This window comes from Serratia sp. CY74737, from assembly GCF_052166775.1.
Taxonomy (GTDB): domain Bacteria; phylum Pseudomonadota; class Gammaproteobacteria; order Enterobacterales; family Enterobacteriaceae; genus Serratia; species Serratia ureilytica.
The window spans coordinates 349,764-374,886 of record NZ_JBJNOF010000004.1; the positions used below are offsets into that span (position 1 = coordinate 349,764).

25 protein-coding genes are annotated in these 25,123 nt (G+C 62.2%); 7 read left to right on the forward strand and 18 right to left on the reverse strand.

All coding sequences use genetic code 11. The annotated features are described in order from the left end of the window. Positions 1 to 86: 86 nt before the first annotated feature. The 4 genes from ACJ8PE_RS07955 to sdhC are packed head-to-tail and all read right to left on the reverse strand — an operon-like array spanning position 87 to position 3,317. Positions 87 to 803 carry a succinate dehydrogenase iron-sulfur subunit gene (locus ACJ8PE_RS07955; protein ID WP_015376975.1) on the reverse strand — a complete coding sequence of 239 codons (717 nt, stop codon included), beginning with the start codon at positions 801 to 803 and terminating at the stop codon, positions 87 to 89. A gap of 16 nt (positions 804 to 819) precedes the next feature. Continuing rightward, the gene (sdhA, locus tag ACJ8PE_RS07960) at positions 820 to 2,586 is read right to left on the reverse strand and encodes a succinate dehydrogenase flavoprotein subunit (RefSeq protein ID WP_015376974.1); all 1,767 of its coding nucleotides are present in this window, start codon (positions 2,584 to 2,586) and stop codon (positions 820 to 822) included. Continuing rightward, positions 2,587 to 2,934 (reverse strand): succinate dehydrogenase membrane anchor subunit, encoded by a 348-nt coding sequence (gene sdhD / locus ACJ8PE_RS07965; protein ID WP_004939891.1) that lies wholly within the window; start codon positions 2,932 to 2,934, stop codon positions 2,587 to 2,589. Continuing rightward, the gene (gene sdhC, locus ACJ8PE_RS07970; protein WP_004939893.1) at positions 2,928 to 3,317 is read right to left on the reverse strand and encodes a succinate dehydrogenase cytochrome b556 subunit; all 390 of its coding nucleotides are present in this window, start codon (positions 3,315 to 3,317) and stop codon (positions 2,928 to 2,930) included. Before sdhC ends, sdhD begins: the two co-directional genes overlap by 7 nt. Before the next feature lie 728 nt (positions 3,318 to 4,045). Between sdhC and ACJ8PE_RS07975 the strand changes: the two genes are divergently transcribed. Continuing rightward, positions 4,046 to 5,338, forward strand: a complete 1,293-nt coding sequence (locus tag ACJ8PE_RS07975; protein WP_033642196.1) for a citrate synthase — start codon at positions 4,046 to 4,048, stop codon at positions 5,336 to 5,338. 57 nt (positions 5,339 to 5,395) lie between these two features. Here the strand turns inward: ACJ8PE_RS07975 and nei are convergent, their stop codons facing one another. The 12 genes from nei to ACJ8PE_RS08035 form a co-directional block, all read right to left on the reverse strand. Further along, positions 5,396 to 6,187, reverse strand: coding sequence for an endonuclease VIII (gene nei, locus ACJ8PE_RS07980; protein ID WP_197762047.1), 792 nt, complete (start codon positions 6,185 to 6,187; stop codon positions 5,396 to 5,398). Between the two features lie 54 nt (positions 6,188 to 6,241). Continuing rightward, positions 6,242 to 6,886 carry a pyroglutamyl-peptidase I gene (pcp, locus tag ACJ8PE_RS07985; protein WP_197762049.1) on the reverse strand — a complete coding sequence of 215 codons (645 nt, stop codon included), beginning with the start codon at positions 6,884 to 6,886 and terminating at the stop codon, positions 6,242 to 6,244. Between the two features lie 8 nt (positions 6,887 to 6,894). Beyond that, positions 6,895 to 7,914, reverse strand: a complete 1,020-nt coding sequence (locus ACJ8PE_RS07990) for a DUF979 domain-containing protein (RefSeq protein ID WP_197793714.1) — start codon at positions 7,912 to 7,914, stop codon at positions 6,895 to 6,897. After that, positions 7,911 to 8,642, reverse strand: coding sequence for a DUF969 domain-containing protein (locus ACJ8PE_RS07995; RefSeq protein WP_016928734.1), 732 nt, complete (start codon positions 8,640 to 8,642; stop codon positions 7,911 to 7,913). The genes ACJ8PE_RS07990 and ACJ8PE_RS07995 overlap by 4 nt, the downstream gene beginning before the upstream one ends. A 55-nt stretch (positions 8,643 to 8,697) precedes the next feature. Further along, positions 8,698 to 9,438 (reverse strand): 5-oxoprolinase subunit PxpA, encoded by a 741-nt coding sequence (pxpA, locus tag ACJ8PE_RS08000; protein WP_197762051.1) that lies wholly within the window; start codon positions 9,436 to 9,438, stop codon positions 8,698 to 8,700. Further along, entirely contained in the window at positions 9,428 to 10,360 is a 933-nt protein-coding gene (gene pxpC, locus ACJ8PE_RS08005; RefSeq protein WP_197796552.1) for a 5-oxoprolinase subunit PxpC, read from the reverse strand. Before pxpC ends, pxpA begins: the two co-directional genes overlap by 11 nt. After that, positions 10,354 to 11,010, reverse strand: coding sequence for a 5-oxoprolinase subunit PxpB (gene pxpB / locus ACJ8PE_RS08010; RefSeq protein ID WP_004939909.1), 657 nt, complete (start codon positions 11,008 to 11,010; stop codon positions 10,354 to 10,356). Before pxpB ends, pxpC begins: the two co-directional genes overlap by 7 nt. Positions 11,011 to 11,169: 159 nt before the next feature. Further along, the gene (locus ACJ8PE_RS08015; protein WP_197793717.1) at positions 11,170 to 11,913 is read right to left on the reverse strand and encodes a type 2 GTP cyclohydrolase I; all 744 of its coding nucleotides are present in this window, start codon (positions 11,911 to 11,913) and stop codon (positions 11,170 to 11,172) included. An 18-nt stretch (positions 11,914 to 11,931) separates the two neighbouring features. Further along, positions 11,932 to 12,912 (reverse strand): MBL fold metallo-hydrolase, encoded by a 981-nt coding sequence (locus ACJ8PE_RS08020; RefSeq protein ID WP_042783859.1) that lies wholly within the window; start codon positions 12,910 to 12,912, stop codon positions 11,932 to 11,934. A gap of 22 nt (positions 12,913 to 12,934) precedes the next feature. Further along, complete coding sequence (gene phrB / locus ACJ8PE_RS08025) at positions 12,935 to 14,365, reverse strand: deoxyribodipyrimidine photo-lyase (protein ID WP_197793718.1); 1,431 nt, start codon at positions 14,363 to 14,365, stop codon at positions 12,935 to 12,937. Between the two features lie 16 nt (positions 14,366 to 14,381). Further along, positions 14,382 to 15,338, reverse strand: coding sequence for a YbgA family protein (locus tag ACJ8PE_RS08030; RefSeq protein WP_033651168.1), 957 nt, complete (start codon positions 15,336 to 15,338; stop codon positions 14,382 to 14,384). Positions 15,339 to 15,480: 142 nt separating this feature from the next. Beyond that, positions 15,481 to 15,690 carry a YbfA family protein gene (locus ACJ8PE_RS08035; protein ID WP_004939916.1) on the reverse strand — a complete coding sequence of 70 codons (210 nt, stop codon included), beginning with the start codon at positions 15,688 to 15,690 and terminating at the stop codon, positions 15,481 to 15,483. A 441-nt stretch (positions 15,691 to 16,131) separates the two neighbouring features. Here ACJ8PE_RS08035 and ACJ8PE_RS08040 point away from each other — a divergent pair, with 441 nt between their 5' ends. The 6 genes from ACJ8PE_RS08040 (at position 16,132) to kdpE (ending at position 24,069) form a co-directional block, all read left to right on the forward strand. Beyond that, on the forward strand, positions 16,132 to 16,221 hold the full coding sequence (locus ACJ8PE_RS08040; RefSeq protein ID WP_016928742.1) for a K(+)-transporting ATPase subunit F: 90 nt from the start codon (positions 16,132 to 16,134) through the stop codon (positions 16,219 to 16,221). Next, entirely contained in the window at positions 16,221 to 17,909 is a 1,689-nt protein-coding gene (gene kdpA / locus ACJ8PE_RS08045) for a potassium-transporting ATPase subunit KdpA (RefSeq protein WP_197762053.1), read from the forward strand. Before ACJ8PE_RS08040 ends, kdpA begins: the two co-directional genes overlap by 1 nt. A gap of 26 nt (positions 17,910 to 17,935) precedes the next feature. After that, positions 17,936 to 20,005, forward strand: coding sequence for a potassium-transporting ATPase subunit KdpB (gene kdpB / locus ACJ8PE_RS08050; protein WP_016928744.1), 2,070 nt, complete (start codon positions 17,936 to 17,938; stop codon positions 20,003 to 20,005). An 18-nt stretch (positions 20,006 to 20,023) separates the two neighbouring features. Continuing rightward, positions 20,024 to 20,593 carry a potassium-transporting ATPase subunit KdpC gene (gene kdpC, locus ACJ8PE_RS08055; protein ID WP_147838926.1) on the forward strand — a complete coding sequence of 190 codons (570 nt, stop codon included), beginning with the start codon at positions 20,024 to 20,026 and terminating at the stop codon, positions 20,591 to 20,593. 73 nt (positions 20,594 to 20,666) lie between these two features. Further along, positions 20,667 to 23,363 (forward strand): two-component system sensor histidine kinase KdpD, encoded by a 2,697-nt coding sequence (gene kdpD, locus ACJ8PE_RS08060; RefSeq protein ID WP_042783854.1) that lies wholly within the window; start codon positions 20,667 to 20,669, stop codon positions 23,361 to 23,363. Positions 23,364 to 23,379: 16 nt separating this feature from the next. Next, positions 23,380 to 24,069, forward strand: a complete 690-nt coding sequence (gene kdpE, locus ACJ8PE_RS08065; RefSeq protein ID WP_016928747.1) for a two-component system response regulator KdpE — start codon at positions 23,380 to 23,382, stop codon at positions 24,067 to 24,069. A gap of 27 nt (positions 24,070 to 24,096) precedes the next feature. On the opposite strand, the gene ACJ8PE_RS08070 is transcribed toward kdpE, so the two are convergent. Continuing rightward, on the reverse strand, positions 24,097 to 24,396 hold the full coding sequence (locus tag ACJ8PE_RS08070) for a DUF3861 domain-containing protein (protein WP_404768990.1): 300 nt from the start codon (positions 24,394 to 24,396) through the stop codon (positions 24,097 to 24,099). Then, entirely contained in the window at positions 24,396 to 25,034 is a 639-nt protein-coding gene (locus tag ACJ8PE_RS08075) for a PadR family transcriptional regulator (RefSeq protein WP_197796561.1), read from the reverse strand. Before ACJ8PE_RS08075 ends, ACJ8PE_RS08070 begins: the two co-directional genes overlap by 1 nt. Between the last annotated feature and the right edge of the window lie 89 nt (positions 25,035 to 25,123).

Below are 25,123 nucleotides of genomic sequence, written 5' to 3' on the forward strand. Positions count from 1 at the left end.
CGCCGCAGCCGCGGGTCAGTTTTTAGAGGTTCCCTCCCCTATGGGACGTGCGCCGGAAAAGAGCCCGGCGCAGCATCTCATTCCGTTTATGCGCCGCGTTGCAGCAGCATGGACTTGATATGCCCGATCGCACGCGTCGGGTTCAAGCCTTTAGGACATACACTGACACAATTCATAATGCTATGGCAGCGGAAAACACTAAAAGCGTCGTCCAGATCATCTAAACGTTCTTGCGTTTCCGTGTCACGGCTGTCGATCAGGAAGCGATATGCCGCCAACAGACCGGCTGGGCCGATGAACTTGTCCGGGTTCCACCAGAACGATGGGCAAGAGGTCGAGCAGCAGGCGCACAGAATGCACTCGTACAGACCGTCCAGCTTGGCGCGCTGTTCCGGCGACTGCAGGTGCTCACGCGCCGGCGGATTCTTGCCGTCGTTCAGCAGGTATGGCTTGATCTTTTCATACTGGGTGTAGAACTGCCCCATATCCACCACCAGATCGCGCACCACCGGCAGCCCCGGCAGCGGACGGATCACGATCTTGCCGTTGCCTTTGCGCAGCGACGAAACCGGGGTGATGCACGCCAGGCCGTTTTTACCGTTCATGTTCAGGCCGTCGGAACCGCACACGCCTTCGCGGCATGAGCGACGGAACGACAGGGTCGGGTCTTTTTCTTTCAGCTGGATCAACGCATCCAGCAGCATCATGTCACGGCCTTCTTCCGCTTCCAGGGTGTAGTCCTGCATGTGCGGGGCATCGTCGACATCCGGGTTGTAGCGATAAATGGAAAATTCGAGTTTCATCTGTCGATCTCCGCAATTAGTAAGAACGCACTTTCGGCGGGAATGCCGGGCGCAGCTTCGGTTGCATGTTCACTTCGCGGCGCGTCATGCTTTCCGATTGCGGCAGATACAGCGAATGGCACAGCCAGTTGGCGTCATCGCGTTCCGGATAGTCGAAGCGGCTGTGTGCGCCACGGCTCTCGGTACGGAAGTTGGCCGACACGGCGGTGGAATACGCGGTCTCCATCAGGTTATCCAACTCCAGGCATTCGATGCGCTGGGTGTTGAACTCGCTGGAGGTATCGTCCAGGCGTGCGTTCTTCAAACGTTCACGGATCACTTTCAGTTCTTCCAGGCCCTTGGCCATCGCATCGCCTTCGCGGAATACCGAGAAGTTGTGCTGCATGCAAGACTGCAGCGCTTTGCGAATCTCGACCGGGTCTTCGCCGGAACGGGTATTGTTCCAACGGTTCAGACGATCAAGCGAAGCTTCCACGTCGGAGTCGCTGGCGTCACGGCTCACGCCCTGCTCCTCCAGCGATTCCTGCAGGTGCATGCCGGCGGAACGGCCGAACACCACCAGGTCCAGCAGCGAGTTGCCGCCCAGACGGTTGGCGCCGTGCACCGATACGCAGGCGATTTCGCCCACGGCGAACAGCCCAGGGATCACCACGTCTTCGCCTTTCTCGTTTACGGTCAGCGCCTGACCGGTCACCTTGGTCGGAATGCCGCCCATCATATAGTGACAGGTTGGGATAACCGGGATCGGCTCTTTCACCGGATCGACGTGCGCGAAGGTGCGGGACAGCTCCAGAATGCCCGGCAGACGGGATTCCAGCACCTCTTTGCCCAGGTGATCCAGCTTCAGCTTGGCGTGCGGGCCCCAAGGACCGTCGCAGCCGCGGCCTTCGCGGATTTCGATCATGATCGAACGGGCAACCACGTCGCGGCCCGCCAGATCTTTGGCGTTCGGCGCATAACGCTCCATGAAGCGCTCGCCGTGTTTGTTCAGCAGGTAACCGCCTTCGCCGCGGCAGCCTTCGGTCACCAGCACGCCCGCGCCGGCGATGCCGGTCGGGTGGAACTGCCACATTTCCATGTCCTGCACCGGCACGCCGGCGCGCAGCGCCATGCCGACACCGTCGCCGGTGTTGATGTGGGCGTTGGTGGTGGACTGGTAAATGCGACCTGCACCGCCGGTCGCCAGCACGGTGGCCTTGGCTTTGAAGTAAACCACTTCACCGGTTTCGATGCAGATAGCCGTGGTGCCGACCACCGCGCCGTCCTGGTTTTTCACCAGATCAAGCGCATACCACTCGGAGAAGATGGTGGTGTGGTTTTTCAGGTTCTGTTGGTACAGGGTGTGCAGCAGCGCGTGGCCGGTACGGTCGGCTGCGGCTGCGGTACGTGCCGCCTGCTCGCCGCCGAAGTTCAGCGACTGGCCGCCGAACGGGCGCTGATAGATGCGGCCGTCGTCCAGACGAGAGAACGGCAGCCCCATGTGTTCCAGTTCCAGAATCGCTTCCGGGCCGGTTTTACACATATATTCGATGGCGTCCTGGTCACCGATATAGTCGGAACCTTTCACCGTGTCGTACATATGCCATTCCCAGTTGTCCTCGTGGCTGTTGCCGAGCGCGACGGTGATGCCGCCCTGTGCGGACACGGTATGGGAACGGGTCGGGAAAACTTTGGACAGCAGGGCACAGGTCGAGCCCGCTTGGGAAATTTGCAGCGCGGCACGCATGCCCGCACCGCCGGCGCCGATTACGACGGCATCAAACTCTCTGACTGGCAGTTTCATTTAAGCACCCCACACTACGATTGTTCCGTACAGTAAATAGACCAGCAACGCGACCACGACAGCCAGCTGCAACACCAGGCGAACCGCCAGCGGCTTGACGTAGTCCGTCAGCACCTGCCACAGCCCGATCCAGGCGTGAACCAGAATCGACAGCAAGGTCAGCAGAGTGAACACTTTCGTAATGGAAGTGGCGAAGAAACCGCGCCAGATGTCATAAGTGAGTTCCGGAGCCGTGACGAAAAAGCCCAGGATATACAGGACGTACAGGGTGATGATGATAGCGGAAGCGCGCAGCAGCAGCCAATCGTGCACGCCGTTGCGCCCTAATGCAGAAACGTTGTTTACCATACGAGGACTCCAGCCAGAACTGACAGCACGACGGTCAGACCGATCGCCACCTGGGCGGAACGGGTACCGGCGGCCAAACTCTCTTCGATGTAGCCAAAATCCATTAACAAGTGACGGATGCCACCGCAAATGTGATAGGCCAGCGCCGTGAGGATGCCCCAGAATATGAATTTGACGATGAAGCTATTCATGATGGCGGCCGCCTGCAGGAACCCCTCTTGGGAAGAGAGTGACAGGCCCAGCAGCCAGAGGAGGATACCCACGGCAACGAAGGTAATTACGCCAGAGACTCGGTGTAAGATAGACGCTATCGCAGTTACGGGGAACCGGATCGTTTGCAGATCCAAGTTGACAGGTCGTTGTTTTTTCACGTATTTGCCCACACAGCTCTTATTATTTTCCTTCCTCCGGGCCTGGGCGGGGATCAGACAGCGTTAAGAGCCTAAAACCCTTACACGTCACGCGCTCAAACATCAACATCCTCTGTGCTCAAACGGCGCGCATTTATAACGCTGGGTGCTCCTACTTCAGGGTAATCCGGAGACCTGGCGGCAGTATAGGAGGATCACATTCTGATTACAATTCTCATACAACCGCTTTGATAACATTTCCCCCGAACAGTGATTCAGATCACGGATTTCACAATTAGTGCAAAATTAATTATCTGATTTGACAAGAGATCAACATTTCCATTACATATAGGGGCACAAACGGTCCTATGATGCGCTACGGGTCAGCAGATACACTTCCCCCCGGGTTCGAGTTATGCAACAGTGTATTTGGCGAACCTATCCCAATAGCCGTTGTTTCCCGCTCGATTTTGCCGGCGTCAAAAAGCAAATAAAGCAAATAAAAACAGTTTATTGGGATAGGTTCACATCTCTTCGAACAGCTCATAGGTAAGATTAACAGACTATAACGAATTACTCTGAATCGTTAACAACTGGTCACCCGTCTCGTTCGCCTGGTCAGCACTCTGTACCCTACCCGCGCACAGTTGCGCAGTCGCTCACAGAGTTAGCGTCCGCACCATTTTTTGCGGGCAACCTGCAGAGATTTAAGGTATTTCAGTTGTTAGTGGTTTTTAAATAAGGCGCTAAGGAGACAGTAAATGACTGATAAGAAAGCGACGCTAACCATTAACGACAGCGAAGCTCCGATCGAACTGGGCGTATTGACACCGACACTGGGCCCTGATGTCCTCGATGTCCGCGCTCTGGGTTCCAAAGGTTATTTCACATTTGATCCCGGCTTTACCTCCACCGCTTCTTGCGAATCCAAGATTACCTTCATCGACGGCGACAAAGGCGTGCTGCTGCACCGCGGCTTCCCTATCGAACAGCTGGCGAAAGAATCTTCCTACCTGGAAGTGTGCTACATCCTGCTGTACGGCGAGACCCCGACGCCGGAAGAGTTCGAGACCTTCAAAACGACCGTTACCCGCCACACCATGATCCACGACCAGATCACCCATCTGTTCCGTGGCTTCCGTCGCGACTCGCACCCGATGGCGGTGCTGTGCGGCGTGACCGGCGCGCTGGCGGCGTTCTACCACGATGCGCTGGACGTCAACAACGAGCGTCACCGTGAAATCACCGCGTTCCGTCTGCTGTCCAAAATGCCGACCGTGGCCGCGATGTGCTACAAATACTCCCTGGGCCAGCCGTTCGTTTATCCGCGCAACGATCTGTCCTATGCCGGCAACTTCCTGCACATGATGTTCGCCACCCCGTGCGAAGAGTACGTGGTGAACCCGGTGTTGGAACGCGCCATGGATCGCATCCTGATCCTGCACGCCGACCATGAGCAGAACGCCTCTACCTCGACCGTGCGCACCGCCGGCTCTTCCGGCGCCAACCCGTTCGCCTGCATCGCGGCCGGCATCGCCTCCCTGTGGGGGCCGGCGCACGGCGGCGCCAACGAAGCGGCGCTGAAAATGCTGGAAGAGATCAAGACCGTCGATCACATTCCGGAATTCATCAAGCGCGCCAAGGACAAGAACGACTCCTTCCGCCTGATGGGCTTCGGCCACCGCGTGTACAAGAACTACGATCCGCGCGCCACCGTGATGCGCGAGACCTGTCACGAAGTGCTGAAAGAGCTGAACAAGAAGGACGACAACCTGCTGCAGGTGGCGATGGAGCTGGAGCACATCGCGCTGAACGACCCGTACTTCATCGAGAAGAAACTGTACCCGAACGTCGACTTCTACTCCGGCATCATCCTGAAGGCGATGGGCATTCCTTCTTCCATGTTCACCGTGATCTTCGCCATCGCGCGCACCATCGGCTGGATCGCGCACTGGAACGAAATGCACGACGAAGGCATCAAAATTGCCCGTCCGCGTCAGCTGTACACCGGCTATGCCGAGCGTGATTTCAAATCCCAGCTGAAAACCAAGTAAGCCGCTTCCCCGGCTGAAACCGCACAGCGCCGCCCCTTCGGGCGGCGTTTTTTTTGCTTATTTCTGGCAGCCCGGGCACCAATAAAACGGCCGCGACGACAGCTCGGTGCGCACAATCATCGCGCCGCAGCGCTCACAGGGCTCGCCGCTGCGATGAAACACCTTGAAGCGAAACAGCGCGCCGTGATGGCGGTTCTCATCCGCCTGCCCGCGCGTCTGATAGGAAAGACGCGGCACCGCCAGCAGCGCCTCCGCCAGACGCCAAAGCGCTTCCGGCGCCAGATCCTGCGGTTTGTGCTGCGGCGCCAGTTCGGCCTGCCATAGAATTTCGGCGCGCAGATAATTGCCCAATCCGGCGAGAAACGCCTGGTCGAGCAGCATGCCGCCCAGCTGCCTGCGGCGAAAACGCGGCGTCAGCAAACGCTCCTGCACCTCATCCACCGTCAACGACATCTCCAGCACGTCGGGGCCGATGCGTTGCAGGAACGGGTGCTGTTCTATCTCCTCGCGCGGCCCGACGGTGATGTCGGAAGCGCTGTAGAGCAATATTGCGCTGCGAGAGGTTTCCAGGCGCACCCGCAGATCGCGCTTGGTCTCCGGCGTCTCTCCCGCCGCCGCCACTTTCCATACGCCGTACAGCTGGTTATGGCTGTACATCGTCAGCCCATTGGAAAAGTGGGTCAACAGCGCCTTGCCGCGCGGCTCGATGGCGACGATGCGCTCGCCGAGCAAACGCTGACGGTAGTGCTTCAACTGGGGAAAAGCGAAATCGACGGCGGTCAGCGGCTGATCGATCACCGCCGCCGCCAGTTTGTCCGCCGCCCGGCGGATCTCCGGTCCTTCCGGCATAGACCACTCCTTGCGTAGACCCGGCGCAGCCCGATGCGCCGGGGATTCTCTTGATTAATGCGTCGCGCCGCCCACCACTTTCAGATCGTGTTCCACCTGCAAAGCGATGGAAACGGCCAGCTCCAGCGCAAACAGCACCGTCGAAGCCGCCATGCTCGGCGCGCCGGGGTGCGCCGCCGCCTGCTCAGGCAGATACGGGATATGGATAAAACCGCCCTTCACCTCGCGTTGGCCGCTCAAACGGTGCAGCAGCCCATACATCACATGGTTGCACACGTAGGTGCCGGCAGTCTGCGAAACGGCGGCCGGAATGCCAGCCTCGCGCATCGAACTCACCATCGCTTTGATCGGCAAGGTGCTGAAATAGGCCGCCGGACCGCTGGCGACGATCGGCTCATCCACCGGCTGCTGCCCCTGATTGTCGGGAATACGCGCATCGTCGACGTTGATCGCCACCCGTTCAATCGTGATATCGGTGCGGCCGCCGGCCTGGCCGATAGCCAACACCATCACCGGCTGCACCTCGTCGATCGCCGCATTGAGCGCCTCCAGCGCCGCGCCGAACACGCACGGCAGCTGGCGCGCCACGATGCGTGTGCCGACCAGCTCCATATCATTGAGCTGCTTCACCACTTCCCAGGAGGGGTTGAGGCGCTCGCCGCCAAACGGCTCAAAGCCGGTAATCAATACTTTTTGCATCCTTACTCCTACAGGAACATCAGGAAATACAGCAGGAACACGTTAACCAACAGCAGCAGCACGCCGGTCGGCACCTGCGCCTTGATCACCGCATTCTTGTCCGGCAGCTCCAGCAGCGCCGCCGGCACGATGTTGAAGTTCGCCGCCATCGGCGTCATCAGGGTGCCGCAATAGCCGGAGAACATGCCGATCGCCGCCATCACCGCCGGGTTGCCGCCGTGCTGCAACACCAGGATCGGAATGCCGATGCCGGCGGTAACGATCGGGAAGGCGGCGAAGGCGTTGCCCATCACCATGGTCAGCACCGCCATACCGATAGCGTAGACTGCCACGGCGATAAAGCGGTTATCGACCGCCAGATACTCCTGGGTCAAATGCGAGATCGCGGTGCCAACGCCGGCGACGGTAAACAGCAGCCCCAGCGTGGCAAGGATCTGCGGCAGAATGAACGCCCAGCCGATCGAATCCAGCAGGCGCCGCGCTTCCTGTATCGGCTGCAGGGCCTTCTCATGGGTCATTTTCACCGCGATCGCCAGGCCAATCAGGCAGCCGACGGTCATCGAGAACAGGGTAATTAGCGTCGCGTGGTTACCGCTGCCGAATACCTCGTTTTGCAACGCCGGCACGTTGTTGAACAGCAGCACGCCGACCACCGTCACCACCGGGATCGCCAGCGCGGGAATGAACAGCTTGTTGCCCAGCCGCTTGGCGCTCGCCTCGCGCTCCTGCGGCGTCCGCTGGTGATAGCTGCCGAGGCGCACGCCGCCGAAGCCGGCAATCAGGGCCATCACCACCACCACCGCGCCAACGATGATATGCAGCATGCGTTTTTCGTTGCTGCCCTCGCCCAGTACATCGCCCAGCAGGCGGTAAGTCCAGTCGCCGACCAGGAATACCAGGCCGTACAGCCCCCAAAACAGCCCGGTGGTGATGCGGCGCGGGTTGGCGCGATCGCGCCAGGACATCACCGCCACAATCAGCAGCACCGCGCCGGCCAGCCAGTAAAGGTATTGTTGCTGGAAGTTCATCGCGCTTCCCCCTTCGCCTGCAGCGCCGCCTGATTCAGCTGCGCCAGCTCGGCGCTCAGCTGTTTATCCATCCGATACAGCCGGAACGCGTGGATCAGGAAAGCGAAAATGGCGGTCGGAATGCCCCACAGCGCGATATGCAGCGGCTCGGTCTGAATGCCGCCGGACTCCAGCATAAAGTTATGCATGAAGATGATCGCACCGAAGGCCACGAAGATATCCTCGCCGAAGAACAGCCCGACGTTGTCGGTAGCGGCCGACATGGCGCGCAGGCGGTGGCGGGTGCGCTCCGGCAGCTCGCCGTAACGGTTTTCCGTCGCCCCTTCCGCCATCGGCGCCAGCAGCGGCCGCACCATCTGCGGATGCCCGCCCAGGCTGGTCAGCCCCATCGCCGCGGTGATCTCGCGCACGAACAGGTACACGATCAGCAAACGGCCGGCGGTGGCGCTTTTGATCTTGGCGATCCACGCCTGCGCCCGCTCTTTCAGCCCGTGACGTTCCAGCAGGCCGATCACCGCCAGCGGCAGCAGCAGGATCAGCGGCAGGTTTCGGGTATTGAGAAAACCCTCGCCGAGCTTTTCCAGAATGACGTCCAGCGGCATCAGCGCCGCCAGACCGGTGATGATGCCGGCGGCGATCACCACCAGCACCGGATTGAAACGCAATACAAACCCGACCACGATCGCGGCGATGCCGATCAGTGGCCAGAGATTCACGGCCTGTTCCATAGTCTTCCCTCGATATTTTCTAATAATTTTTTTGTTTGTGATGTTGTGTCTTGCTTTACTGCTCTGCGCTGACGCGGATGCCCTGTTGAACAAAACTGTCCCGCAGCTTGCGCGCATACGCCAGCGCATGCTCGCCGTCCCCGTGCAGGCAGACGGTCTCCGCCTGTACGGCGGTCCAAACGCCATCGACGCTGCGCACCCGGTGATGGCGCACCATCTCCAGGGTTTGCGTCAGCGCTTGTTCATCATCCTCGATCAATGCCCCCGGCAAACCGCGCGGCACCAGCGTGCCGTCGGCCTGATAACCGCGATCGGCGAACACCTCCTGCCGGGTGGTCAGACCGAGCCGTTGCCCGGCGCGGATCAGCTCGCTGCCGGCCAGCCCCACCAGCCGCAGCGCCGGATCGACCGCCTGCACCGCCCGGGCGATGGCTTCCGCCAGCGCCGGCTCAACCGCCGCCTGGTTGTACAGCATGCCGTGCGGCTTAACGTGCACCATCACCCCGCCCTCGGCGCGGGCGATGGCCGCCAGCGCCCCGAGCTGATACACCACCTGCGCGTACACCGTTTCCGGCGGCAGTTGCATGCGAGTGCGGCCGAAATTCTCCCGATCGGGAAAACTCGGGTGGGCGCCGATCGCCACGCCGTACTGCAATGCCCAGCGCACCGACTGACGCATGGTCTGCGCATCGCCGGCGTGGAAGCCGCAGGCGATGTTGGCCGAACTCACCAATTGCAACAGCGCCTGGTCGTTGGCGCAGCCTTCGCCGAGATCGGCGTTCAAATCAACGATCATGTAACCCCCAGGCAATCTGTCGAAGGAAAAGATCCTGCTCGGCCTTGGCGCGCTGCGCCTCGGCCAGTGAACAGAGAACGAAATGGATCGGTTCGCCGAGACGGATCTGCGCCAAATGGTAAAGATCGGCTTCGATCACGCAGGCGATGCGCGGGTAACCGCCGGTGGTTTGCGCATCGGCCATCAGCACGATCGGCTGGCCGTTGTGCGGCACCTGCACCACGCCGGGCAGCAGGCCGTGCGAAAGCATCTCGCGGTCGGTGGTGCGCTCCAGCGGCGTGCCGCCGTGCAGGCGGTAGCCCATGCGGTTGCTCTGCGGGCTGAGCTGCCAGGCGGTGCGCCAGAACGTGTCCTGCGCCTCTTCGCTGAATTCAGCGTACTCCGGCCCCGGCAGCGCGCGGATGCGGTTGGTGAACAGCAGTTGCTTCACGCCGCAGCGGTGTTGCGGCAGCGCGGTGGATTTACCCAGCGGCAGCCGATCGCCGTCCTTCAGATTACGGCCTTCGTGGCCGCCAAAGGCGGCTTTCATGTCGGTGCTGCGCGAGCCCAGCATTTCCGGCACGGCAATGCCGCCCGAGATCGCCAGGTAGCTGCGCATGCCGCGTTTCGGCGTGCCCAGCGCCAGCCGCTGCCCCTTTTTCACCGGGTAGCGCCAGCCGGTCCACAGCGGCTTGCCGTCCAGCTGCGCGTCGCAGCCGGCGCCGGTCAGGGCGATCCAGCCAGGGCGGGTAAACTCGGCGCTGAACTGGCCGAGGGTGATCTCCAGCCCGGCGGCCTCAGGCGCATTGCCCACCAGCAGGTTGGCGATCTTCAACGCCGGTTGATCCAGCGCCCCGCCGGTGCTGATGCCCAGGCGGCGGAATCCCTCGCGGCCCAAATCCTGCACCGTGGTATAGATGCCGGCACGCAGAATAATCAGCATACGCCCTCCTTCTGCGGCACGAAGCGCACGTTATCGCCCGGGCGCAGCAGCGTCGGCGGCATTTCATGCGGATTGAACAGCGCCAGCGGCGTGCGGCCAATCAGCTGCCAGCCGCCGGGCGTCACCAGCGGATAGATGCCGGTCTGGCCGCCGCCGATGCCGACGGAACCGGCCGCCACCGCCAGACGCGGCTCAGCGCGGCGCGGCGTCGCCAGTTGTTCCGGCATGCCGCCCAAATAGGAGAAACCCGGCTGAAAGCCGAGGAAATAGACCACGTAGGCCGCCGCCGCGTGGCATTCCACCACCTGCCGCGGCGTCATGCCGGTATGGCGCGCCACTTCATCCAGATCGGGGCCTTGCTCCCCGCCGTAGACCACCGGAATATCCACCTGGCGCGATTCCGGCGTCAGGCTCTCTTTGCTTTCCCAACCTTGCTGCAGCAATGCGAGCATCGCTTCGGCGTCGGCCTGCGGCGTATGCAGCAACAGCGTCAGGTTATTCATCCCCGGCACCACTTCCCGCACGTCGGGGTGGTGATTCAGCTTTTCCGCCAACGCCCAGATGCGCTGCTGGCTCGGTAAGGTCACCGGCGGCGACAGTTCAAGCACTACCGCTCTTTCACCCAACAGGTAATAACGTGCTTGTTGCACCCTTATTCTCCTTATTATTATCGCGATGAAAAACACACCAGTTATGCGTGACGCGGCCCCGGCTGTCAATAGAACGCAACCATAAGGAAAATAAGGAAATAGCGCGGTAAAAGGATTCAGCCGGCGCACAGGCCGGGCTGGATCCGGGGAAGAAAAAAATCAGGCGGGATTCGGGATATCGATAAAGGTCACATCAAAACCGTGGTGCTGAGCCAGCCATTCCCCCAGCGCTTTTACGCCGCCGCGCTCGGTGGCGTGGTGGCCGGCGGCAAAGAAATGCACGCCCATTTCGCGCGCGCTGTGAATGGTCTGCTCAGACACTTCACCGCTGATGAACGCATCGACGCCGAAGCGCGCCGCGCTGTCGATAAAGCCCTGGCCGCCGCCGGTGCACCAGGCCACTCGGCGAATATGCTCAGGCGCGTTATCGCCGCAGTGCAGCACCGCGCGCCCCAGCCGGCTTTCGATGCGCTGTTGCAGCGCTTCGCCGGTCAGCGGCTGTTCGAATTCCCCGTGCGGCACCAGCGGCTCGACGTCGCCAATCACCCGAATGCCCAGCACCTGCGCCAGCTGCGCGTTGTTGCCCAGCACCGGATGCGCGTCCAGCGGCAAGTGGTAGCCGTACAGATTGATGTCGTGGGTCAACAGCGTTTTCAGGCGGTTGCGCTTCATGCCGCGCACCGCCGGCGCCTCGTTTTTCCAGAAATAGCCGTGATGCACGATGATCGCGTCGGCCTGATGCGCCACCGCGGCGTCCAACAGCGCCTGACAGGCGGTGACGCCGGTCACGATGCGCTGCACGTGCGGGCGCCCTTCCACCTGCAATCCATTGGGGGCATAGTCCTGAAACGCCGCGGCGTTCAGTTCCGTGTTGATCAGTTGTTCCAGATCGAGGTTACGCATTCTCTTCTCTCTTCATAGTCAAAATGTCTGCCGGTCGCCCTGCGCCATCAGGATGAATTTCACCCCCAGATCGTTGCCCTGCGCCAGCTGCTGCGCAATGGCGGCGCGCGCGTCTTCGCCCTGCTTCAGGCTCGGTTTGATGTGGCTGATCACCACCGGCAGACCGTTCAGCGAGCCTTCGCCGCCGCTGTACTGCGTCAGGTTCTTCAGCTCCTTCAGCAGCCAGGCCGGCGTCAGATGGCCGTACAGATGTTTGTCCTCCACCCCGTTAGGGTAAGAGGTTTCGATAATCATGCCCTTGAGCTTTTTCTGCTCGACAAGCGGCCCCAGCACGCGCCACACGGCATCGAGATCGCGCGACTGCTCCACCTTGTCCGGCCCGGTATCGCCGAAGTAGGCGAAGAACTCGTTGCCGTTGGAAATCAGCAGCATTGACGACGGGTAGCGATCGTGGCTGAGCGGGTACATCACGCCGGTCAACCCGGTCAGGCCGAGGGTAAAGCGCTGCTGCGGCCGCACCGTTTGCAGCCGGTAGGTGCCCAGCCGCGAGCCGTTGCCGGCGTCGGTAAAGTTCGGCCAGGCCTTCCAGTTGAAGTAATGGTTGCGCAGGGTCAGCACGGTGTCCGCCTGGGCGTAAACGGTTTTTTTATTATCTTCGGGCGAGCCGACGATCAGCCCCGCCACGTGGTCCAGATGGCCGTGGCTGATGAAATAGCCGCCGATCAACTGCCGGAACACATAGCCCTGCGGCGTGTAAGGCGCGGCCAGCTCGGGGGTCACCTGCGGGAAACTGCCCTTCTCCAGCCCTTTGGCGATGCCCGGCAGCAGCGAGCCGGCGTCCAGCGCCACATACTGCGGCTGATTATCGCTGCGGATCAGATAAGAGGTCAGGTTGCCGTCGCTGACGCCGCCGTCGACGCCCAGCGCCACCACGTCAAAGCCGGCGATCGCCAGCGCGGAATAGCCGCTCAGGCACAGGGCCAGCACCTTTTTCATCATTACGTCGCTCCTTGCAGTTGCCTCAAGACTCTCCCCGTTTCGCCGCCTCGAACGCCGCCAACGTCTCCACGCGGGCTTGTTTGTGATCGACGATCGGCAGCGGGTAGTTCAGCGTACGGCGCTGCTTTTCCGCCCAGCGGTGGGGGTAATGGATGTCATTGTCGGGCACATCCGCCAGTTCCGGCAACCATTTACGGATGAAAGTGCCTTGTGGATCAAAACGTTCACCCTGGGTGGTCGGGTTAAAGATGCGGAAATACGGCGCGGCGTCGGTGCCGGTGGAGGCCGCCCACTGCCAGCCGCCGTTATTGGCCGCCAGATCCCCGTCCAGCAGTTGCGACATGAAATAGCGCTCCCCGGCGCGCCAGTCGATCAGCAGATCCTTCACCAGAAAACTGGCGCTGATCATGCGCAGCCGGTTGTGCATCCAGCCGGTAGCGTTCAGTTGGCGCATGGCGGCATCGACGATCGGATAGCCGGTTTCGCCCCGCTGCCAGGCCTGCAGCTTCGCCGCGTCAGCGCTCCAGCACACCTTGTCCGTCCAGGCGATAAAGGGACGATGGCGGCACAGCTCGGGGTAGGCCACCAGCAGGTGGCGATAGAACTCGCGCCAAATCAACTCGTTCAGCCAGGCGAAAGCGCCGCTCTCGCGATCTTCCAGCAGCTGCGGGCATTCGGCGCGCAGGCGGTTAAAACACTGGCGCGGCGACAGCGCGCCGATCGCCAGATAGGGTGACAGGCTGCTGGTGCCGGCGATGGCGGGCAGATCGCGCTGCCGAAGGTAATCTTGCACCTGCTCACGACAAAAGGCGCGCAGCCGCTGCAGCGCGGCCTCCTCGCCGGCGGGATAATCATCCCCGATGTCCGCCGCGGGATAATCGAACGCCGCCGGCGCTTCAGGCGCAGGCAACGCGCCATCGGCACGGATCTTCGGCGCCGGCAGGCAGCTCACGTCGGACTCAGTCAGGCGCTGAATGAAGGCGTTGCGAAACGGCGTATAAACCTTGTACATCTCGCCGCCGCCGGTTAGCACGCTGCCCGGCGGCAACAGCAGGCTGTCATCAAAACCGTGGCACGTTACCCGTCCATTCAACTGCTGCTCCAGCCGCGCATCGCGTCGCCGTTCATTCAGTTCGTACTGGCGGTTGTAAAATAGCGCGTCCACCTGCTCTCGCCGGCAATACTCCGCCAGCCAGTCGATCGACGCGGCAAAGTCCGTGCCGGCATGGCAATGCAGCGCAATGCCCTTTTGCGCCAGCGCCTGCTGTACCGCCCGCAGGCTGGCGTGGATCAGCGCCGCCTGCCGCGGCGCCATCTCATGCTGCCGCCACTGCTGCGGGGTGGCGATAAACACCGCCAGCACCCGGGCTTTGGGATCGCTGCAGGCAGCGTGCAGCGCTTTGTTGTCGGTGATACGCAGATCGTTACGCAACCAGACCAGATGCGTGGTCATAAAATTCCCTTGTCAATCAATGGCCGTAACGCAAACGCAGCGCCTCCGGATAAGGTTCGAAATAGCGTTGTTCCGCCAAATAACTGTCGGGGTATTCCGCCATGTAATGCTTAAGCAAGGCGATCGGCGCCAGCAGCGGCTGCATGCCCTGCCGGTAGCGGTCGATCAGGTGCGCCAGCTCCTGGCGCTGCGCCGCGCTGAGCTGGCGGCGGAAGTAACCCTGCACGTGCATCAGCACGTTGGTATGGTTGCGGCGCGTCGCCTTGTGCGCCAACAGCGCCATCAGGCGGCTGCGGTACTCCACGGCGAAGTCTTCCAGCGAGTCCCAGCGATGAATGTCGGCGACGAAACGCCCCAGTTCGCGGTACGCCGGCTGCGAATGCGCCAGCAGCGACAGCTTGTAGCGGCTGTGAAACGCGATCAGCCCGCCGCGGGTCAGCCCCTGACGCCACAGCATGTTCAACTCATACAGCGCGTACACTCGCTCGATAAAGTTTTCCCGCAGCGCCGCATCCTGCAAACGCCCATCTTCTTCCACCGGCAGCCACGGCATCTGGCGCAGCAGCTCGGCGGTAAACAGCCCGACGCCGTTTTTACGCGAGTCCTTGCCGTTCTCGCTGTAGACCCGCACCCGCTCCAGGCCGCAGCTCGGCGACTTGGCGCAGACGATGTAACCGCACAGGTGCTGCAACGCGGCCACGCGCTGCGCGGAGAAACTGCGCATCTCCTCGGTCAGATCCACGCCGGCGTCGTTGCTGTAGCGCATCGCCGGCCACGGCTGCGCCTGTTTCACCAGGCGCAGCGCCGGGCGCGGCGTGGGCAGGCCGATCGCCATTTCCGGGCATACGGGCTCAAAGCGCACATAGGGCGCCAACTGTTCCACCGCGAAGGCCAGCCGCTTGTGGCCACCGTCGAAACGCACCGCGTCACCCAGTAAACAGGCGCTGATGCCGATAGGGATCTTGTCACTCATACCGTTCTCTCGTGGTGTTGGTCGATGGGGAAAGTGTAGAAGAATGGCTTGCCAAATACGACCTTGCGCTTGACGGCAGCGGGCTCGGGGCATAAAAAAACCCCCGCCGCAGGGCGAGGGTTGTTCGTGAGTCGGCAGTGACTCAGTAGAAGTCGCAGGACGCCAGTTCCGCCTGCTGCAGCCAGACCGGCTTATCGCTGGTTTTTGACCAGACGCGGTGCAGGTAGCTGTAAAAACGCCCGCGATCGCTGCGGAACAGCATCACCGGCAGGGCCAAAATGCCCGCGATCACCACTGCGCTGCGGCGCAGGAGAATCCGATGCAGTGAATAAGCGTGATAGGTCGTAGACATGCGAACCTCCTTAAAAACGCCTGCCGTTGATTTGTCAGGGAAAACGGCGTCGGCGTATCAAATGAACAATCGGTAATTTGGTAACTGAGCAAAATTTTAGCGCACTTGATGAAAGTTTACTACTCATCCGACCACTAAATCGCACAAAAAATCGCTAATCGCCGCAGCGATCCGTAATTTTGTTACAGCCAAGTTAATTTTTAACTTAACATGGGTTACGTTGTGGTTATTATCCGGGTTATTATTTCCCGCTTACGCCCGTTCTCCCTCCCCCATCAGGGGCAATCTCGCCACCGGCCTGATGGTTGAAATGCTGAATTTCCGCTGCAATTTCAGCCATTTTTATACTTTTTTTACACCCGCCTGCGCGATTTTTTCATCTTCTTTCTACCCCGCTCCCTACACTGCCTCTATCAAAAACAACACCTCTGGAGGTGTCCCGTGAGTTTCAGCGTTATTGGTGGTGCGCTGTTGGTTCTGCTGCTGTTGGCCTATCTGGTCTACGCCCTGTTTAACGCGGAGGATTTCTGATGGCGGCTTCAGCCTTTTTACTGATCGCCAGTTTCCTGCTGGTGCTTCTGCTGCTGGCCCGGCCGCTGGGCGGTTTTATGGCGCGCCTGATCGAAGGTGAGCCGCTGCCTGCGCTGCGCTCAGTGGAAGCCGGCGTCTGGCGCGCCTGCGGCATCCGCCCCACCGAGATGAATTGGTGGCAGTACGCGCTGGCGATCCTGGCGTTTAACCTGCTCGGCCTGGCGCTGCTGTTCGCCCTGCTGATGGCGCAGGGCTCGCTGCCGCTCAACCCGCAAGGCTTCCCTGGCCTCTCCTGGGATCTGGCGCTCAACACCGCCGTCAGCTTCGTCACCAACACCAACTGGCAAGCCTACAGCGGTGAAAGCGCCCTCAGCTATTTCAGCCAGATGGCCGGGCTGGCGGTGCAGAACTTCGTTTCCGCCTCCACCGGCATCGCCGTGGCCTTTGCGCTGATCCGCGCCTTTACCCGCCGCGCCGGCAAGACCGTCGGCAACGCCTGGGCCGATCTGTTCCGCATCACGCTGTATGTGCTGCTGCCGATCGCGCTGCTGATCGCCCTGTTCTTCGTCAGCCAGGGCACGCTGCAAAACTTCCTGCCTTACCTGCACGTCACCACGCTCGAAGGCGCGCAGCAGACGCTGCCGATGGGGCCGGTCGCCTCGCAGGAAGCGATCAAGATGCTCGGCACCAACGGCGGGGGGTTCTTCGGCGCCAACTCGGCGCACCCGTTCGAAAACCCGACCGTGCTGACCAACTTCGTGCAGATGCTGGCCATCTTCCTGATCCCTTGCGCGCTGTGCTTCTCTTTCGGACAACTGGCCGGTGAAAACCGTCAGGGCCACGCGCTGATCTGGGCGATGGCGCTGATCTTCGTGGTGGCGGTGGTGGTGGTGATGTACGCCGAGCTGGCGGGCAACCCGCACCTGAGCGCGCTGGGCGCCGACAGCAACATCAATATGGAAGGCAAAGAGTCGCGCTTCGGCATTCTCGCCACCAGCCTGTTCTCGGTGGTGACCACCGCCGCGTCCTGCGGGGCGGTCAACGCCATGCACGACTCCTTCACCGCGCTGGGCGGCATGGTGCCGATGTGGCTGATGCAGATCGGTGAAGTGGTGTTCGGCGGCGTCGGCTCCGGCCTGTACGGCATGCTGCTGTTCGTGCTGCTGACGGTGTTTATCGCCGGTCTGATGATCGGCCGCACCCCGGAATACCTGGGCAAGAAGATCGACGTCTATGACATGAAGATGACCGCGCTGGCGATCCTGGTCACACCGGCGCTGGTGTTGCTGGGCAGCGCGCTGGCCATCGGCACCGACGCGGGCCGCGCCGGCATCCTCAATCCGGGCGCCCACGGCTTCAGCGAAGTGCTGTACGCCCTGTCCTCCGCCGCCAACAACAACGGCAGCGCCTTCGCCGGGTTGAGCGTCAATACGCCGTTCTACAACCTGCTGTTGGCCTTCGCCATGTTTGTCGGCCGCTTCGGGGTGATCCTGCCGGTGCTGGCGATCGCCGGTTCGCTGAGCGCCAAACAACGCCAACCGGCGGGCAACGGCACCCTGCCGACCTATGGGCCACTGTTTATCGGCCTGCTGATCGGCACCGTGTTGCTGGTGGGCGCGCTGACCTTCGTGCCGGCGCTGGCGCTGGGCCCGGTGGCCGAGCATTTGCAACTTTGGTTGGCAAACTAACAGACGTCACAGAGAGAGAATAAGAGATGACTCGCAAACAACGCGCGCTGTTTGAACCGGCTCTGGTGCGCACCGCGCTGATCGATGCGGTGAAAAAACTGGACCCTCGCGTTCAATGGCGCAACCCGGTGATGTTCGTGGTGTATATCGGCAGCCTGCTGACCACCGCCATCTGGCTGGCGATCCTCGCCGGCCAAACCGACGGTGCCGCCGCCTTTACCGGCAGCGTCGCCCTGTGGTTGTGGTTCACCGTGCTGTTCGCCAACTTCGCCGAGGCGCTGGCCGAAGGCCGCAGCAAGGCCCAGGCGGAAAGCCTGAAAGGCACCAAGAAAACCAGCTGGGCGAAAAAACTGGCCGGCCCGCGCCGCGACGGCGCCACGGAGAAAGTGGCCGCCGAGAGCCTGCGCAAAGGCGATATCGTGCTGGTGGAAGCCGGCGACACCATCCCGTGCGACGGCGAAGTGCTGGAAGGCGGCGCCTCGGTAGATGAAAGCGCCATCACCGGTGAATCCGCGCCGGTGATCCGCGAGTCCGGCGGCGACTTCTCCTCGGTCACCGGCGGCACCCGCGTGCTGTCCGACTGGCTGGTGGTGCAGTGCAGCGTCAACCCGGGGGAAACCTTCCTCGATCGCATGATCGCCATGGTGGAAGGCGCCAAACGCCGCAAAACGCCGAACGAAATCGCGCTGACCATCCTGCTGGTGGCGCTGACCATCGTGTTCGTGTTGGCCACCGCCACCCTGTTCCCGTTCTCGCAATACAGCGTCGAGGCGGCCGGCAGCGGCAGCGTGGTCACCATCACCGTACTGGTCGCGCTGCTGGTTTGCCTGATCCCCACCACCATCGGCGGTCTGCTGTCCGCCATCGGCGTGGCCGGGATGAGCCGCATGCTCGGCGCCAACGTGATCGCCACCAGCGGCCGCGCGGTGGAAGCCGCCGGCGACGTGGACGTGCTGCTGCTGGATAAAACCGGCACCATTACGCTGGGCAACCGTCAGGCTTCGGAGTTCCTGCCGGCGCCGGGCGTGAAAGAGCAAGAGCTGGCGGACGCCGCTCAGCTGGCTTCGCTGGCGGACGAAACGCCGGAAGGCCGCAGCATCGTGGTGTTGGCCAAACAGCGATTCAACCTGCGCGAACGCGATCTGCAGGCGCTGAACGCCACCTTCGTGCCCTTCTCCGCCCAGACCCGCATGAGCGGCGTCAACGTGCAGGAGCGCATGATCCGCAAAGGCGCAGTGGATGCCATTCGCCGTCACGTCGAATCCAATCAGGGGCACTTCCCGCGGGCGGTGGACGATCTGGTGGAAAGCGTGGCGCGCACCGGCGGTACACCGCTGGTGGTGGCGGAAGGCGCCCGGGTGCTGGGCGTGGTGGCGCTGAAGGATATCGTCAAGGGCGGCATCAAGGAGCGCTTCAATGAGCTGCGCAAGATGGGCATCAAAACGGTGATGATCACCGGCGATAACCCGCTGACCGCGGCGGCGATCGCCGCCGAAGCCGGGGTGGACGACTTCCTGTCGGAAGCCACGCCGGAAGCCAAGCTGGCGCTGATCCGCCAGTACCAGGCGGAAGGCCGCCTGGTGGCGATGACCGGCGACGGCACCAACGACGCCCCGGCGCTGGCGCAGGCCGATGTGGCGGTGGCGATGAACTCCGGCACCCAGGCCGCCAAAGAGGCGGGCAACATGGTCGATCTGGATTCCAACCCGACCAAGCTGATCGAAGTGGTGCATATCGGCAAACAGATGCTGATGACGCGCGGCTCGCTGACCACCTTCAGCATCGCCAACGACGTGGCCAAGTACTTCGCCATCATTCCGGCGGCGTTCGCGGCCACCTATCCGCAGCTGAACGCGCTGAACGTGATGCACCTGCACTCCCCCGCCTCCGCCATCATGTCGGCGGTGATCTTCAATGCCCTGGTGATCGTGTTTCTGATCCCGCTGGCGCTGAAAGGGGTGAGCTACAAACCGATGAGCGCCGCGGCTCTGCTGCGCCGCAACCTGTGGCTGTACGGGGTCGGCGGTCTGCTGGTGCCGTTCGTCGGCATCAAACTGATCGACCTGATCCTGGTCGCGCTGCACGTCGCCGGTTAACCATTGAGGGAAATGAACATGACGTATTTACGACCTGCGCTGGTGATGTTGATCCTGCTGACGCTGCTCACCGGCATCGCCTATCCGCTGCTGACCACCGGGCTGGCGCAGCTGCTGTTTTCGGGCGCGGCCAACGGTTCGCTGCTGTACCAGGGCGACAAGGCGGTCGGCTCCGCGCTGATCGGCCAGAACTTCACGCGCGCCGACTATTTCTGGGGCCGCCCGTCGGCGACCGGCGATTCAGCCTATAATCCACTGGCCTCCGCCGGCAGCAACCTGGCGGCCACCAACCCGGCGCTGGATAAGGCTATCGCCGAACGCGCGGCGCAGCTGCGCCAGGCCAATCCGGCCATGAGCGGCCCGATCCCGGTGGACCTGCTAACCGCCTCCGGCAGCGGGCTGGATCCGCAGATCTCGACCGCTGCGGCGCGTTATCAGCTGGCGCGGGTCGCGGCGGCGCGTCATCTGCCGCCGGAACAGGTCGCCAAACTGATCGAAGACAACACCGATCGGGCCACGCCCAACTTCATGGGCGAATCGGTGGTCAACGTGCTGAAGCTGAACCTGGCGCTGGATGCGTTGAAGTAACGCGCCGTATTCAGCATAGTGATAGGGTTCGGCATGCCGAACCCCTTTTTGCTTGGTAACACAAGGAATTGTCATGGTCGAAGAAGAACAGCAGCGTCCCGATCCCGATAGCCTGCTGGCGCTGGCCAATGAAAAACCGCGCGGCCGGTTGAAGGTATTCTTCGGCGCCTGTGCCGGCGTGGGCAAAACCTACGCCATGCTGCAGGAGGCCCAGCGTTTGCGCGCTCAGGGGCTGGATGTGCTGGTCGGCGTGGTGGAAACCCACGGCCGCAGCGAGACCGCCGCCCTGCTCGACGGCCTGGCGCTGTTGCCGCAAAAGCGCATCCAGCATCGCGGGCGACTGGTGCATGAATTCGATCTTGACGCCGCGTTGGCGCGCCATCCAGCGCTGATCCTGATGGACGAACTGGCGCACAGCAACGCCCACGGTTCGCGCCACCCCAAACGCTGGCAGGATGTGGAAGAGCTGCTGGACGCCGGCATCGACGTGCTGACTACCGTCAACGTACAACATTTGGAAAGTCTGAACGACGTGGTGGGCGGCGTGACCGGCGTGCGGGTGCGCGAAACGGTGCCCGACCACGTGTTTGACGAGGCCAGCGAAGTGGTGCTGGTCGATCTGCCGCCGGACGATCTGCGCCGACGGCTGCACGAAGGCAAAGTGTATATTCCCGGTCAGGCCGAGCGCGCCATCGAGCATTTTTTCCGTAAAGGCAACCTGATCGCCCTGCGCGAGTTGGCGCTGCGCCGCACCGCCGATCGGGTCGATGACCAGATGCGCGAGTTTCGCGACACCCAGGGGCGCGAGAAAGTGTGGCACACCCGCGACAGCATTCTGCTGTGCGTCGGCCACAACAGCGGCAACGAAAAGCTGGTGCGCATCGCCGCCCGGCTGGCGGCGCGGCTCGGCTGCCACTGGCATGCGGTCTACGTGGAAACCCCCAAGCTGCACCGGCTGCCGGAAAACCAGCGCCGCGCCATTCTGCGCGCGCTGCGGCTGGCGCAGGAGCTGGGCGCCGAAACCGCCACCCTGGCCGATCCGTCCGAAGAGCGCGCAGTGCTGCGCTACGCCCGCGAACATAACCTCGGCAAAATCATCATCGGCCGCCGCAGCGAGCAGCGCTGGAAGCTGCGCGGCAGTTTCGCCGATCGCCTCGGCCGGCTGGGCCCGGATCTCGATCTGGTGATCGTCGCGCTGGACAGCGACGCCGCACAGCCGCCGCCGGGCAAGGAGCACGACGGCCGCAGCTTCAATGAGAAATGGCGCATGCAGCTGCGCGGCTGCGCGGTAGCGGTGGCACTGTGCGCGCTGATCACCCTGCTCTCGCAGTGGCTGCTGCCGGGCTTCGATCAGGCCAACCTGGTGATGGTCTACCTGCTCGGCGTGGCGATCGTCGCGCTGTTCTTCGGCCGCTGGCCATCGGTGCTGGCGGCGGTAATCAACGTCGCCAGTTTCGATCTGTTCTTCGTTCAGCCCGAATGGTCGTTCGCCGTCAGCGATATGCAGTATCTGCTGACCTTCGGCGTGATGCTCGCCGTCGGCATCATCATCGGCAACCTGACCGCCGGGGTGCGTTATCAGGCCCGGGTGGCGCGCTATCGCGAGCAGCGGGCGCGCCATCTGTACGAAATGTCACGCGGGCTGAGCCGCGCGCTGACCGTGGCCGACATCGCCAACACCAGCCGTCATTTCCTCTCCAGCAGCTTCCAGGCGAAAACCGTGCTGCTGCTGCCGCAGGAAGACGGCCGGCTGCAGCAAATGATCGGCGAGGAAGGCGGGCTGCTGTCGGTAGACGAAGCCATCGCGCGCTGGAGTTTCGATAAAGGCTTGCCGGCCGGCGCCGGCACCGACACCCTGCCCGGCGTGCCTTACCAACTGCTGCCGCTCAATACCCCCAAACAGACCTTCGGCCTGTTGGCGATCGAACCCAACAACCTGCGCCAGCTGATGGTGCCGGAACAACAGCGGCTGCTGCAAACCTTCGCAGTGCTGATCGCCAGCGCGCTGGAACGGCTGCACCTGGCACGCAGCGCCGAAGAAGCCAAGCTGGACGCCGAACGCGAACAGCTGCGCAACTCGCTGCTGGCGGCGCTGTCGCACGATCTGCGCACCCCGCTGACCGTATTGTTCGGCCAGGCGGAAATTCTCACGCTGGACCTGGCGGCCGAAGGCTCCAATCACGCCACCCAGGCCAGCCAGATCCGCCAGCAGGTGCTGAGCACCACCCGGCTGGTAAACAACCTGCTGGATATGGCGCGCATCCAGTCCGGCGGTTTCAGCCTGCGTAAAGAGTGGCAGTCGCTGGAAGAGATCGTCGGCGCCTCGCTGCACATGCTGGAGCCGCTGCTCAGCCAGCATCCGATCGAGGTCGATCTGCCGCCGGAACAGATCCTGGTCAACTGCGACGGCAGCCTGCTGGAACGGGTGTTCACCAACCTGTTGGAAAACGCCAATAAATACGCCGGCGCCGAGGCCACCATCGGCATTCGCGCCCGCACGCTGCCCGAGTGGCTGGAAGTCGAGGTCTGGGATAACGGCCCCGGCATCCCCGCCGATCAGCTGCAGCTGATTTTCGACAAGTTTTCACGCGGCAATAAAGAGTCGGCGATCCCCGGCGTCGGCTTGGGGTTAGCGATTTGTCGTGCCATTATTGAAGTGCATGACGGCCGCATCTGGGCGGAAAACGGCGCCAACGGCGGCGCCAGCTTCCGCTTCGTGCTGCCGCTGGAAAAACCGCCCGAGATCGACGGCGACGCCTTCGATCTGTAATCAACGCAGGGGAAACGTGAGCATAACGCCAACCAACATTCTGATTGTTGAAGATGAAAAAGAGATCCGCCGCTTCGTGCGCACCGCGCTGGAGAGCGAAGGCCTGCGGGTATTTGAAAGTGAAACGCTGCAGCGTGGGTTGATTGAAGCCGGCACGCGCAAACCGGATCTGATCATCCTGGATTTGGGGTTGCCGGATGGCGACGGGCTGAGCTACATCCGCGATCTGCGGCAGTGGAGCGCCATTCCGGTGATCGTGCTGTCGGCGCGCAACGCCGAAGAGGACAAGATCGCCGCGCTGGACGCCGGCGCCGACGACTACCTCAGCAAGCCGTTCGGCATCGGTGAGCTGCTGGCGCGGGTGCGGGTCGCGCTGCGCCGCCACTCAGCTAACCAACAGGAAAGCCCGCTGGTGAGCTTTTCGGCGATTACCGTCGATCTGGTGAATCGCCGGGTGCTGCGCAACGACGAAGATCTGCATCTGACGCCGATCGAGTTTCGCCTGTTGGCGGAGCTGCTGGCCAACGCCGGCAAGGTGATCACCCAACGCCAGCTGTTGAGCCACGTCTGGGGGCCGAATTACGTGGAGCACAGCCACTATCTGCGCATCTACATGGGCCACCTGCGGCAGAAGCTCGAAGCCGATCCGGCCCGGCCCAAACACCTGCTGACCGAAACCGGCGTCGGCTATCGCTTCATGCCTTAACCCCGGCGGGCGCGGTTTGCCGCGCCTTTACGCCGCCGGCCCCTTCTTCAATCCGACCATAAATTCTTTAAACGCATCGCGCAGCGGAGCGAACACCGGGTGTTTGCGGTTTTCGATCATCACTTCGGAGAACAGCTTCAAGCCTACGGCGAAGGCCGCGCTCTGCTCGGGGCCGAAGTTCAGATCGTCACGCGCCCGGATGCGTTCGACGATATCGAGAATATCGTCGTGGTTGCTCACTTCAAAACTCAGCGGCGCTTTCTCGACGGGATTGCCCTGGCGATCGCTCAGGGCTTCAACGGTAATGTTAAAACGGTGGCCGGGCATCAGTTCTTCTCCTGCTGCGTGGGTTGAATATGCATTTCGCTTTCGATCGCCGCCACGGCGGTCAGCAACGCGGCGTTGATGCGCTCCACCTGCTGCGGCGTAAGATCGGCGCGCATCACGTTGCCGCGCAGCAGGCTGCGCAGACGGTTCATGGCGTCGTAGATGCCTTCCGCCAGGTTGCCGTGCCGATGACGCTCGCGGCCGGCGCCCGCCAGACGCGCCAGAATGACCTCAACCACCTGTTGATGCTTTTGCAGCTCGCCCTCGCCCGCCGCGGTGATGCGGTAGCTTTTGCGGCCGTTGCCGGTGGTGAGCGGTTCGAGGAAATCCTGCTCTTCCAGCAGCGTCAGCGTGGGGTAAATCACCCCCGGGCTCGGCGCGTACAGGCCGGATGACGCTTCCTCGATCGCCTTGATCAATTCGTACCCGTGGCTGGGCTTGCGCGCCACCAGCGCCAGCAGCACCAGGCGCAGATCGCCGTGTTCGAACAGACGATGACGCCCGCCCCGGCCGCCGCGCCCACCTCGGCCGTGCTCTTCGCCTTCGCCGCCGAAGTGATGGCGCCCGCCGCGATGACGACGACCCTCTTCGCATTCATGGTGATGATGATGCCGGTGTAAACCTAATCGATGAAACATAAGGTGAGACCTCGCTTTAGTAGGGAACATCAATACGAGGTTGTTTAGATATATCTAAACAGCATCGATAGCGCTAATCTAGATCGATA